This window comes from Streptomyces sp. NRRL S-455 (genome assembly GCF_000717875.1).
GTDB lineage: Bacteria > Actinomycetota > Actinomycetes > Streptomycetales > Streptomycetaceae > Streptomyces.
In genome coordinates, this window is record NZ_JOCT01000001.1 from 328,773 (window position 1) to 341,425 (window position 12,653).

The window sequence follows — 12,653 nt, forward strand, 5'->3', positions numbered from 1 at the left end:
TCACATCGCGCCGGGGCCCGTCCCTCCCTTGAGGCGTTCCAGGTCGGAGGGGCGGACCTGGATGACGATCAGGGCGATCAGCGCGGCGACGGCGGTGAAGATCGCCGCCATGATGAAGGCGGCCGAGACGCCGGCGGTGAGGATCTGGTCGGACCAGGGTTTCGGCAGTTCCCCCGTGCGTTCGATGCGCAGGCGCTCGGCGGGGGACGCCTGCTGGAGGAGCTTCTCGGCCTCGTTGGCGCTGGCCGTGCCGGACATCGTGGCCAGGATGGACAGGCCGAGGGAGCCGCCGACCTGCTGGGTGGCGTTGAGCAGTCCGGAGGCCGCGCCGGTCTCGGGGGTGGGCACGTTGGACAGCGCCATGAGGGTCAGCGACACGAACTCCATGCCCATGCCGAGGCTGAAGACGAGCATCGGGCCGAGGACGCTGCCCGCGTAGGTCGAGTGCACGTCGGTCAGGGTGAGCCAGGCCAGTCCGGCCGCCGCCAGGATCGCGCCGAGCACCATGAACGGCTTGGGCCCGTACACGGGCAGGAACCGCGAGGCCAGTCCGGCGCCGAAGGCGATGACCGCGCTGACCGGCAGGAAGGCGAGGCCGGCCTGCAGAGGGCTGAACTCCAGCACGTTCTGCACGAAGAGCGTCAGGAAGAAGAACATGCCGAAGATCGCGGCGGCCAGGCACAGCATGATGCCGTAGGTGCCCGCACGGTTGCGGTCGGCGAACATGTGCAGGGGCGTGATGGGCTGTCTGGAGCGCCGCTCGATCAGGATGAAGACCGCGAGCAGCACGACCGCCCCGGCGAACGAGGCCAGGGTGAGCGCGTCCCGCCAGCCGTCCTGCGAGGCCCGGATGAAGCCGTAGACGAGCAGCACCATGCCCGCGGTGGAGGTGAGCGCGCCGGCGACGTCGAAGCGCCCGGGGTGGCGCTCGGACTCCCTGATCCAGCGCGGTGTGGCGAGCACGATGAGCAGGCCGATGGGTACGTTGACGAACAGCACCCACCGCCAGTTCAGCCACTCCACCAGTATCCCGCCCGCGAGCAGGCCGATCGCGCCGCCGCCGGCCGAGACCGCGGCGAAGACCCCGAAGGCGCGGTTGCGTTCCGGCCCCTCGCGGAACGTCGTGCTGATCAGGGCGAGGGCGGTGGGGGACGCGATGGCGCCGCCGACGCCCTGCAGGGCGCGGGCACCCAGGAGTTGGCCGGAGTTCTGAGCGAACCCGCCGAGCAGGGAGGCCAGCGCGAACAGCAGCACGCCGAAGATGAAGACGCGCCGCCTGCCCAGGATGTCGCCGGCCCGGCCGCCGAGCAGCAGCAGGCCGCCGAAGGTGAGGGTGTAGGCGCTCACCACCCACGACAGGCTCGTGATGGAGAAGTCCAGCGCGCTCTGGATGTGCGGCAGTGCGATGTTCACGATGGTGATGTCGAGGACCACCATCAGCTGACACGAGGCGAGAACGAAGAGTGCCATCGCGTTCCCGCCACCACCGGGTTCCCTGGTGGTGATCTCCTGTGGTGAGGCCGGCTGCGGGCTGCTGCCTGCGGTGTCCACCGTTCGACCGTACGCCCGGCTCATGGGCCTCACCACTGGATCACCGTCAGCCCTTGCGGCCGCCCTTGGGTGACATCAGTTGCTCGCGCAGCACGGTCAGTTGGTGCGAGGTGTCCACGGCCCGTTCCGGATGGTCTTCCCGGGCCCGTACGTCTCGCTCGACCCGCGTTTGACTGCCGCCCAGCGCCCGCGCACCGCGTTGCGCCTGCACGGCCGGGACGAGGAGCCGGCCGCGCTGCTGCTCGACCGGGTCGGCCTCGGCGAGCGCGAGGCCGGGGCCCTGCCCCGTCACCTCTCGGGCGGTCAGCGCCAGCGCCTCGCGATCGCCCGAGCGCTCGCCCCGGGCCCCCGGGTGCTGGTGCTGGACGAGGCCGTGGCCGCACTGGACGTGTCGATCCAGGCCCAGATCATCCGGCTGCTCGACGAGATCCGCCGGGACACCGGGGTCGCTCTCGTCTTCGTCGGGCACGATCTGGCCGTGGTGCAGCACATCACCGACGACGTACTGGTCATGCGCCGGGGCCGGGTCGTCGAACAGGGCCCCACCGGGCAGGTGCTCACGGACCCGGCCCACCCGTACACGCGGCTGCTGCTCGCGGCCGTCCCCGGCGAGGGCTGGGACCCGGCCACGGCGGTCGCGGCCCGGGGGGCCGCACAGGGCACCTGAGACCCATGCCCCGGCGGGCGTCGTGAGACCCGCCACGGAGAAGGTGTGCCGACCCGAGCCGACCTCGAACGAGGGCTGCCACCAGGGCCCGGACCGGGATTCCCGGTGCGCGCGGTGATGACCCGATCCTGATCCGCCTTCCCGTCAGCGGCCGCCGCGGATCAGGCCCGTCAGATAACGCCACAGCGACGACCGCTGGCGGGCGGAGGGGTCAGGCAGCACCTCCGCGGCCACCTCGGGGGCGGGGCCGTCCGCCGGCGGCCCCGCCGGCGCCGCGGCGAGTTCGTACCGCACCGGCAACGAGCGCAGGCCGCGCATGAACGGGGAGGAGCGCCAGGGCAGTTGGTCGGCGGGCAGGGCGAGGTCGAGATGGTCGAAACGCTCGAACAGGCGCCCCACACCGGCGGCCGCGACCGTGGAGGCGAGCTCCCGCGCCGGGCACTGGCGCGGGCCGGCCCCCCAGGACAGGTGCGCCCGGGTGCTGATGGTGGTGCCGGAGGCGACGTGTCCGGCGAAGAGCGGGTCGGCGTGCGCGGCGCCCGGGGAGACCCACACGGGGTCGCCCGCCCGGATCGTGTAGTTGCCGAGCGGGGTGTCCTCGGCCGCGAAGCGCGGCACGAAGTTGACCAGCGGCGGCTTGCGCATGACCACTCGGTTCATGGTCTCCCTGACCATCCCTGCGGACAGGCTGGCTCGCACGCTGCCCTCCCCCGAGATGACCTCCACGACGGTGTTGGAGATGAGGATGCCGACGTGGTCGGAGGTCATGCCCAGCAGCATGAACAGCTCGCGGGCCAGGTGGTCCAGCGACAGGTCCGGGTGCGCGGCGAGCAGGTACGAGGGGAAGTCGTCGCCCGGCTTCTGGAGTTTCAGCGCGGCCAGTTCGGCCAGGGTCGCCAGGAGGCGCTCCAGCGCGGCCTCGGCGTCCGGGCCCGCGTCGAGGACGCGCCACATGTCCATCAGCGCGTCGTCGCCCTGCGAGCCGGGGAAGCCGAGGAGATGACTGGCGACCATCAGCGGCAGCGGCCGGGAGAACTGGGCGGACAGGTCCGCCAAGCCCGTTGCGCCGCCCTGCCCGACCAGGGTGATCAGCTCGTCGGCGTAGGCGGTGACGGCTCCCTTCAGACGCTTGGCCTGGGGGTGACGCGGATCCTGGAACGGCTTGAGCGCCACGTCCCACGCGGTCCGCAGCGGCCGGTATCCGGGGCCGCCCTGGATGAGGATGTGGTTGACCTCCAGGGACGGTCCGAGCGGCCAGTCGGCCGGGACCCTGCCCTCGGAGCGGGCCCGCCAGTTCTCCAGGCCCTTGGGCCAGGCGTCGTCGTTCTGGAGCACCTGGAGCGACTCGCGGTAGCCGAGGACCAGCCAGGCGGGTACACCGAGCAGATCGACGGGCGCGACCGGGCCGTGCTGCTGCCGCAGCCGCTCGTACACGAGCGAGGGACGCGTCTCGTAGTCCCGGGTCAGCAGCGGCTGGGGATCCAGCGCCTCCAGCCGTGTGTCGTCCAGGTCCACGGATCCGCCGCCACCCCGCTGGGTTTCCATCGTCTTGCCACCCTCCGACACGCACCGTACCGGCACACCCTCAGCCGGTAGCCGGAAACGGTGGGGACCCTACCCCAGAGGCAACTCGTGGGTAACGAGGGGGTGGGGTGACGAGAGTGGCCCGTGGGGCGCGCGAGCCGTGCGTCAGGCGGCGGTGTAGCCGAGCTGGCGCCGCATATAGGGCGTCATGAGGGTCTTCGCCTTGGCCATGGCGGTGGTGCGGCCGCCGAGGACCGCGGACTCGCCGCCCGGCACGGGCAGCACGGTCACCCCGTCGGCGGAGCCGAACGGCACGATGAGCGGGGTGCGCTGGATGGGCCGGTAGAAGCGCGGCTCCTTGCGGTGCCTGCCCGAGCTCTGGAGGTAAGCGCGGATGTTGTGGGCGGCGATGTCCGCCTGGGCGAGGGCGGCGGGGGTGATCTTCAGTTCGCTCACGTCGTTCACGTCGCCGACGGCGAACACGTCCAGCTTGCCTTCGACCCGGAGTGTCCGGTCGACCTTCACGTGCCCGGACCCGTTCAGCCAGTCGCCGTGCCCGGACAGACGGAGCCAGAGCGTGTTGGGCGTGGTGCCCGTCGCCCAGAAGGACAGGTCGGCCTCGAGGACGGTGCCGCGCGCGTCGCGGTAGGTGCCGAAGTCGTTGCCGGGGGACATGAACGAGTCGAGCCGCACCTCGACGTCGTGGGACTCCAGCCAGGCGAGGGCCTTGCGTCCCGGCCGCTCGCTGCCCGTGAGATCGAGCAGCGCGGATCCGGAGTGGGCGAGCGTGACGCGGGCGTCGGGCCGGGCGAGGCGGAGCTCGGCGCTGAGTTCGACGCCGGAGGGGCCGCCGCCGACCACGAGGATGTGCTCGGCGGCGGCGACGTTGCGCTGGTGTCCGGCGAAGGCCTTGGCCGCCTCCTCGGTGGTGGTGCCGCAGAAGCGGGCCGGTTCGGGGTAGTCGGCGCCGGTGGCGATCACGACCACGTCGTACGGGAGCCGCTCGCCCGTGGCGAGGACGACCTGCCGCTCGGCGGTGTCGATCCGCAGGACCTTGCCCGCGATCACCCGGCCGTGGTGCAGCAGCCGGTCGTACGGGATGAAGGGGGTGTGCGTCCACTCGGGGCGGACCCCGGCCCGCAGGGACGCGACGCGGTGGAAGAAGGCCTCCTTGCGGTCCACCAGCGTGACCCGGGCCGTCCCGTCCAGCCGCTTCGCCAGCCGGACGCCGGCGTAGCCGCCGCCGATCACCACTACGTCGCCGTCGTACACACCGAGTCTCCTGTGCCTGGTGGGGGGTGCGAGTGCCGCCGTGGACGGGCCCCGCTCGGATCGACCCCCGGCGGCCACTCGACTGACGGTGACATTAGCGCTTGAAACCTCAACGAATTTCGAGGTTCCGTGCGTGTTCCGTGAAGAGATCGGCACCGTGACGAGCCGTCACTTCCCCCAGATCTCGCGGTACGCCTCCCGGTAGCCCGACGGGTCCCAGGTCTTGGCACCCTCGCTGTTGACGGCCGTGGCGATGTGCACGGGGGCCGTGTATCCGCTGGCCGGGCGGCCTGAGAAGGCGCGGTTGAACTCGTCGACGATCTGCCAGCCCTGCAGGGACAGCGGCTCGGGCACGGTGGCGGCCTGGTACTGCCTGCTGTTGATGCGCTGGAAGGCGGACGGGTCCCCGTCGCCGGCGCCGATGTTGAACGGCGGGCCCGCCCCCTTCTCACCGGCCGCGCGGAAGGCCGGGGCGGCGTCGGCGAAGTACAGGTCGTTGATGGCGACGGAGTGCGTCCACCGGTCCTGGAACCGGGAGAGGAGCGAGGAGATCTCCCGCGGGGTGCGGGTGCTCGCGTCCGGGATCGGGATGTTCTCCACCGACAGCAGCCGCACGCCCTCGCAACGCGCCAGTTCCTTCCTGATCAGGTCGGACTTGTTCCTGGCGAAGGGGATCGAGGCGTCGGTGATGACCACGACCCCGGCGCGGCCGTCCGAGTCGGAGATGATCCACTGTGCGCTGATGCGGGCCACGTCCTGGACCCGGGTGGTGACGTTGGTGAAGAGGTCGGGCTGCCGGCTGGGGCCCGGCTCGGGGACCGCGTGCCAGCCGATGAGCGGGATGCGCTGGGCGTTGGCCCGGGCGGCCTGCTGGGCCGTCGAGTCGGGGTCGAAACCGCCGATGACGATGCCCGAGGGTCTCAGGGCCACGGCCTCGCTCATGGCCGCCTGGATACCGGCCGGAGTGCCACCGCCGTCGATCACCCGGACGTCCCATCCGATGGCCCGCGCGGCCTCCCGCACCCCGTTCGCGGCGCCCGCGACGCCGGGGTTGGTCATGGTCTGGGCGACGTAGACGATGCTCTTGCCGGAGACCGCCTCCGGGCCGCTGGTGGGGCCGCCCCAGGGGGTGTCGCGGCGCTCGGCCCGGGCGACGGCTTCCTGGGCGCTGGTCTGGACGACGGGGCAGCCGCCCGGGCCCGTCGCGGTCTCGTCCGCGCCGTCCGACGAGCCGCGTTCGCAGCCGATGAGGGCGGTCGCCGTGACCAGCAGGGCGCACGAGGCGAGCCGCGCGGCGCGGGTTCTGGGAGGGGCCTTGCGGGTGCGGTGCACGAGAGCTCCTGTGAAGGGATCGACGCGGGGGCCGGCCGGTGGGGCTTCAGCGGGGTGTGCCCGTCGTGCCGCCCTCCGCCGCCGGGGAGGACGGTGGCGGAGGCGGTGCGGCGGGCGAGTCCCGGGCAGCGCCGCCGCGCAGCCGGCGGCGGGCGGCGTATCCGGCCAGGCCCACGGCGATGAGCAGGGTGCCGCCGTGGAACAGCGGGACCGTCCAGAATTCGGCGCCCAGCTGGGCGATGCCGGTGAGGCCGACGGCGAGGACGGCGACGGCGACGACGGTGCCGAGGGCGTTGGGCCGGCCGGGCTTGATCGCCGTGGAGCCGAGCAGGGCGCCGACGAAGGCGGGCAGCAGGTAGTCGAGGCCGACGCTCGGGTTGCCGATCTGCTGCTGGGCCGCGAGCAGCACCCCGGCGAAGCCGACGATCAGCCCCGAGGCGGCGAAAGCATAGACGGTGTAGGTGCGGGTCGGGATGCCGACGAGGTCCGCCGCGCGCGGGTTGGACCCGACGACGTACAGGTACCGGCCGAGCGGCAGCCGCTCCAGCACCACCCAGAGGACGCCGGCGAGGGCGAGCACGTAGAAGGCGGGGACCGGCAGGCCGAGGAACGTGGAGTCGTAGAGGTCGGTGAAGGCGGACGGGAGGCCTTGCGGGCCGGGGACGATCCGGCTGCCGTCGGTGATCCAGCCGGTCACGGCGTACATCATGCTGCCGGTGCCGAGGGTGGCGATGAAGGAGTCGATCCGGCCGAACTCCACGATGACGCCGTTGAGGACGCCCAGGACCAGGCCTCCCGCGAGCACGGTGAGGCAGGCGAGCGGCCAGGGCCAGCCCTCGTTGACGATGAGCTGCAGCACCATCACGTGCGCGAGGCCCAGGGCGTAACCGATGGACAGGTCGAACGCGCCGGTCACGATGGGCACCATGGCGGCCAGCGCGAGGACGGCCGGGATCGACTGGTTGGACAGGATCGAGTCCAGGGTGTCCAGCGTGGGGAAGGTGCTCGGCAGGGCGAGGGAGAACGTCAGGTAGAGCAGGGCGGTGAGGACGAGCAGGCCGTAGGCGCCGATGTGGTGCCCGGGGCGGCGCCGGGGGCGGGGCGGGGAGGGCGAGGGCCGTGTCGTCATGGGTTCACGGCGGTGGACGGGGGCATGGCCGCTGCCGCCCGGGTGAGCCCGGCGACGGTGAGGCCGGTGCCGCTCAGCTCGGCCACCACGGACCCGCGCACGAAGACCAGGGTGCGCCGGCACACGCCCGCGACCTCCTCGAAGTCGGTGGACAGCAGCAGGACCGCGAGGCCGGCGGACAGCGCCTCGTCGAGCAGGCGGTGGATCGCGGCCTTGGCGCCGACGTCCACGCTCGCGGTCGGCTCCTCGAGGATCAGCAGCCGCAGCCCGGTCCGCAGCCAGCGGCCGATCATGACTTTCTGCTGGTTGCCGCCGGAGAGCGTGGTGATGGGGACCTCGCTGTCGCGGGGGCGCACCGCGAACCGCTCGATCAGGGCGGCGGCCTGGACGCGTTCCCGGCGGGGGCCGATCCAGCGCGGCGCCCGCCGGTCTCCCGCACGGGGGTTGGCCAGGAGGTTCTCCCGTACGGTCAGCTCGGCGAGGCAGCCCTCCCGCAGCCGGTCGCCCGGCACGAAGCCGACGCCGAGGTGGACGGCCTCGGCGACCGTACGGGGGTGGTAGGGCCGCCCGTCGAGCAGGGCCCGCCCGCCGCGCAGGGGCCGGACCCCGGCGAGGGCGCGGCCCAGGTCGGTGTGCCCGGCGTCGGAGAGTCCGACCAGGCCGAGGACCTCTCCGGCGGCGAGTTCCAGGCTGATCGGTCCGGCCTCCGCGGTCCGCACGCTGTGGAGGGTCAGGACGGCGGGTGTGCCGGCCGGTCTCCTGGCGGGGCGGTGGGCGGCCGGTTCCTCCTCCTCACCGACGATGTCGTGGACCAGTCGGGCGGGGTCGTGGCCGGCGAGCCGGCCGTGGCTGACGAGCCGGCCGTCGCGCAGGACGGCGAAGGTGTCGGCGACCTGGTACACCTCGTCCAGGCGGTGGCTGACGTAGAGGACGGCGTGCCCGCGCTGCCGCAGTCCGCGCAGGACGTGGAAGAGCCGGGCACTGTCCGCGGCGGGGAGGCGGGCGGTCGGCTCGTCGAGGACGATGAGCTTCGCCCGGGCCGCGAGCGCCCTGGCGATGGCGACCAGCGAGCGGTCGGCCGGTGCGAGCCCGGAGACCGGCGCGTCGGCGTCGAGGTGCGCGGCGACGATCCGCAGTGCCTCGACGCAGGCATCGCGGGTGCGCCGCCACGAGATCAGCCCGGTGCGGCGCGCGTAGCCGGTGGTCAGGGCGATGTTCTCAGAGACCGTCATCCACTCCACGAGACCGAGGTCCTGGTGGATGAACGACATGCTCCGTGCTGCGGCAGGGCTGCCGAGGGGCTGCCCGTCCACCGTCACCTGTCCCGCGTCGGCCCGGTGGACACCGGCGAGCACCTTGATGAGCGTGGACTTGCCGGCGCCGTTGGGCCCGAGGAGAGCGAGCACGCTGCCGGCGTGGACATCGAGGTCGACCCCGGCCAGCGCGACGGTCCCGCCGAACCGCTTGCCGAGCCCGCGGATGCGGACCAGGGGCTGGGATCCGGAGGGCGAAGGCGCCTTCGCCGGCGTGTCGGGAGCGTCGCGCACCCGATCAAATTACAACATTCCGGACATCTTTCAGTCCGCCGTGACACCAAAGGAACGCTGGACGCGTCAGGAGCCCGGGGACACGTCCGGAGCCTGCGGACGCATCACGCCGCGTCGAGTCCGCATTCCGCCCAGATGACCTTGCCTTCCGGGAGGTAGCGCGTGCCCCAGCTCTGCGAGAGCTGCGCGACCAGGAACAGGCCGCGTCCACCCTCGTCGGTGCTGGCCGCCCGGCGCAGATGGGGGGCGGTGTTGCTGGTGTCGGAGACCTCGCATATCAGGGTGCGGCCGTACAGCAGCCGCACCCGGACCGGGCCGGCACCGTGCCGGATGGCGTTGGTCATCAGTTCGCTGAGGATGAGTTCGGCGGCGAAGGCCGTCTCGTCGAGCCCCCAGTCGGCCAGCCGCCGCATGGCGGAGGCCCGGACCTCGGCGACGACCGCCGGGTCGGCGGGCAGCTCCCAGGCGGCGATCCGGCCGGGGTCCATGGCGTGGACGCGGGCGACGAGCAGGGCGATGTCGTCGTTCGGGTGCACGGGTGCCACGGTGTCCAGCACCGCCTGGCAGGTCTCCTCGGGTGCGCGCTCCGGGTGGGCCAGGGCCACGCGCAGCTGCTCCAGCACCACGTCGACATCGCGCTGCCGGTCCTCGATGAGCCCGTCGGTGTAGAGGACCAGCTGACTGCCCTCGGGCAGGTCGACCTCGGCCGCGTCGAAGGGCAGCCCACCGAGGCCGAGCGGGGGCCCGGCGGGCAGGTCGGGGTAGGACACGGTGCCGTCGGGGTGGACGAGCGCGGGCGGCGGGTGCCCGGCGCGGGCCATGAGGCATCGCTGCGCGGCCGGGTCGTAGATGGCGTACAGGCAGGTCGCGCCAATGACTCCGGCGCCCTTGCCGTCGGGGTCCTCCCGGTCCAGGCGCCCCACGAGGTTGTCCAGGTGGGTGAGGACCTCGTCCGGCGGAAAGTCGAGCTCGGCGAAGCTGCGTGAGGCGGTGCGCAGCCGGCCCATGGTGGCGGCGGACAGCATGCCGTGGCCGACGACGTCGCCGACGAGCAGTCCGACACGGGCGCCGGAGAGGGGGATCACGTCGTACCAGTCCCCGCCCACGTCGGACTCGGCCGGCAGGTAACGGTGGGCCACCTCGACGGCGTCCTGGTCGGGCAGTCCGTGCGGGAGGAGTCTGCGCTGGAGGGCCAGGACCATTCCGCGCTCGTGGGTGTAGCGCCGGGCGTTGTCGATGGACAGGGCGGCGCGCGTGGCGAGTTCCTGGGCGAGCGAACAGTCGTCGTCCCCGAAGGAGCTCCCGGACCGGTAGAAGCTGGCGATACCCAGGACGACACCGCGGGCGACCAGCGGCACCGCGATGAGGGAGTGCACGTGGGACAGCAGGCGTCCGGTGTACTCGGGATCCTGGGCGAGCCAGCCCGCGGCCGCGCCCAGGTCCGGTTCCAGCACCGGCTCCCCGCTGGTCAGACTGCGCAGCTGGGGTGTGGTCGGGCCGAAGTCGGTGCGCTTGCCTGGCGGGGTGAAGGGCAGGCCCTCGCGGACGCCGTGGACCACCGTACGGCGCAGGTCGGCGAGGGGGTCGGCGGACTCCTCACCGCGCAGGACGGCGTCCGGCAGGTCGATGGTGACGTAGTCGGCCAGGCGCGGGACCGCCGTCTCGGCCAGTTCCCCGGCGGTGCGGCGTACATCCAGGGTGGTGCCGATGCGGGCGCTGGCCTCGGACAGCAGTTCCAGTCGCCGTCGCGCGGCCAGGGCGTAGGCCCCGACGTGCGGTTCGCCCACCATCACGAGTCCCCGGGCCGGGAACGGTGATTCAGGGGGGCCGGCCGGGGCGTCCGCGCCGCCACCACCGGCCTCCGCGGCAGCCCGGTCACCGTCGGCCGTTCCCGTGCCGCCGGACAGCGCGGCAGCGCTGTCACCGTCGGACACCATCGCCGGGCTCGGGACGGCGGCCAACCGGCCGGTCGGCGTGGTGAGCCGTGGTCCGGCGGGCCGTGTGGCTGCCGCGAGCGCGGCGAGGTCCGGCAGCTCGTCCGCCTGCCGCGACAGGACGAGGTGCTCCCCCGCCGGGGTGCCGAGCAGCACGTCCCCCGCCGGGGAGCCGTGCAGCACGGCCTCGACGGCGAAGCCACGCACTCCGGAGGCACTCGTCATGGGGCGGCTCACCAGCGTCACGCGCCGGCCGTCGGGCAGGGCCACGTCGAGTGCGGCCCGCTGCGCGCGAGAGATCAGTTCGGCGGCCTTGTCCATCAGAATCGCCTGGTCACGGGGGCGAAACGCGTCGGCCAGCGCGTCCAGGGGGAGGCCGTGATACAGGCCGGACTCGGCCCCGGAGGCCAGGTACGTCCGCAGCAGGGCACGCTCGTGCGCGGAGCTCTGCCCCAGCAGCCGCCGCTCGATGCTCTCGGCGGCCCGGCGGATCGCCACCCCCAGGCCGGGTTGCTCGAAACTGCGCGGATAGCCGAAGCAGAGGACGCCCTCGATACGTCCGCTGAGCGGGTCGCGGACGGGCAGCGCGACGCAGGCGTTGCCCTGTGCGCGTTCCGCGAAGTGCTCGGCGCCGGAGACGCGGATGAGTTGCCGCTCCGCCAGGGCCAGTCCGATGCCGTTGGTGCCGGCGACCTGTTCGGCGAACACGAAGCCCGGGACGACCTGGATCGCCGGGAGGCTGCCGGTCATCGACGCATCGCCGAAACGGCGCAGCAGGACCGTGCCGTTCGCGTCGGCCAACGAGATGTTGACCTGGCTGCCGGAGAACGTGATCTGGAGCCGGTCGAGCACCGGCACGGCCGCGCGGACAATACGGCCGCCCGGGTCGAAGTCGTCCGTGTGAGGCAGGTCGGACCGGTCCGGCGACAGGCCCAGGGAGCGGCAGCGCTGCCAGGAGTTCAGGATGGACGCGCGTACACCCTGGTCGACCGGCTCGCCCTGGAGGAACCGCTCACGCAGGCGAGCGGGCCCCGTCGCACGCCCCGCAGGCTTGGGTTCCTCGCCGGACCGAACCACTCTTCGCCTCGCTTGCCCCCGGGAATCATCCGCTGCCCGGGAATCATCCGCTGCCCCGGAAGAGCATCTGGCATTGTTGAGGATACGGGCATTACGGGCATGCGTCACGGTACGCCCGGTCCGTTCGGGGTTCAGGGAGGACGACGGGCGGGGTCGGACCGCCCTCGCCCCCGGGCGGACCGCGTCACCCCAGGAAACTCAGCCGCACCTTCCGCTGCGGATTGTCCTTGTTCGTGTCCACCAGGCACACCGACTGCCACGTCCCGAGCTCCAGCCGGCCGCCCAGCACCGGCAGGGTCGCGTGGGGCGGGACGAGGGCCGGCAGGACGTGGTCGCGGCCGTGGCCGGGGCTGCCGTGCCGGTGCTGCCAGCGGTCGTCGGCGGGCAGCAGGGTGTGCAGCGCGGCCAGGAGGTCGTCGTCGCTGCCGGCGCCGGTCTCGAGAACGGCGATCCCGGCAGTGGCGTGCGGGACGAAGACGTTGAGCAGGCCGTCACGGTCGGCGGCGGCCTCACGCAGGAAGGACTCGCAGTCGCGGGTGATGTCGACGACCTGCTCCGTGGAACCGGTGGTGACGTTCAGGACTCGGGTGGTGAAGACATCTGACATGCCCCCATCGTGA

8 protein-coding genes and 1 pseudogene are annotated in these 12,653 nt (G+C 72.9%); 1 reads left to right on the forward strand and 8 read right to left on the reverse strand.

Annotation, left to right across the window (positions count from 1 at the left end):
- Positions 1 to 1,470: an MFS transporter gene (locus tag IE97_RS0101420; RefSeq protein ID WP_030147312.1), complete on the reverse strand. Its 1,470-nt coding sequence runs from the start codon at positions 1,468 to 1,470 to the stop codon at positions 1 to 3.
- 208 nt (positions 1,471 to 1,678) lie between these two features.
- On the opposite strand from IE97_RS0101420, the pseudogene IE97_RS0101425 reads away from it, so the two are divergent.
- Positions 1,679 to 2,218 (forward strand): annotated as a pseudogene (locus tag IE97_RS0101425) (ATP-binding cassette domain-containing protein); the annotation flags it as partial.
- Positions 2,219 to 2,362: 144 nt separating this feature from the next.
- Here IE97_RS0101425 and IE97_RS0101430 read toward each other — a convergent pair.
- The 7 genes from IE97_RS0101430 to IE97_RS0101460 form a co-directional block, all read right to left on the reverse strand.
- Positions 2,363 to 3,763, reverse strand: coding sequence for a cytochrome P450 (locus IE97_RS0101430; RefSeq protein WP_030147314.1), 1,401 nt, complete (start codon positions 3,761 to 3,763; stop codon positions 2,363 to 2,365).
- A gap of 144 nt (positions 3,764 to 3,907) precedes the next feature.
- Positions 3,908 to 5,014: an NAD(P)/FAD-dependent oxidoreductase gene (locus IE97_RS0101435; protein ID WP_030147315.1), complete on the reverse strand. Its 1,107-nt coding sequence runs from the start codon at positions 5,012 to 5,014 to the stop codon at positions 3,908 to 3,910.
- A 168-nt stretch (positions 5,015 to 5,182) separates the two neighbouring features.
- Complete coding sequence (locus tag IE97_RS0101440; protein ID WP_030147316.1) at positions 5,183 to 6,346, reverse strand: substrate-binding domain-containing protein; 1,164 nt, start codon at positions 6,344 to 6,346, stop codon at positions 5,183 to 5,185.
- 46 nt (positions 6,347 to 6,392) lie between these two features.
- Positions 6,393 to 7,475 (reverse strand): ABC transporter permease, encoded by a 1,083-nt coding sequence (locus tag IE97_RS0101445; RefSeq protein ID WP_030147317.1) that lies wholly within the window; start codon positions 7,473 to 7,475, stop codon positions 6,393 to 6,395.
- Positions 7,472 to 9,022, reverse strand: coding sequence for a sugar ABC transporter ATP-binding protein (locus tag IE97_RS0101450; RefSeq protein ID WP_030147318.1), 1,551 nt, complete (start codon positions 9,020 to 9,022; stop codon positions 7,472 to 7,474). The genes IE97_RS0101445 and IE97_RS0101450 overlap by 4 nt, the downstream gene beginning before the upstream one ends.
- 104 nt (positions 9,023 to 9,126) lie before the next feature.
- The gene (locus tag IE97_RS0101455; protein WP_030147319.1) at positions 9,127 to 12,033 is read right to left on the reverse strand and encodes a SpoIIE family protein phosphatase; all 2,907 of its coding nucleotides are present in this window, start codon (positions 12,031 to 12,033) and stop codon (positions 9,127 to 9,129) included.
- A 184-nt stretch (positions 12,034 to 12,217) separates the two neighbouring features.
- On the reverse strand, positions 12,218 to 12,640 hold the full coding sequence (locus IE97_RS0101460) for a secondary thiamine-phosphate synthase enzyme YjbQ (protein ID WP_030147320.1): 423 nt from the start codon (positions 12,638 to 12,640) through the stop codon (positions 12,218 to 12,220).
- Positions 12,641 to 12,653 lie beyond the last annotated feature (13 nt).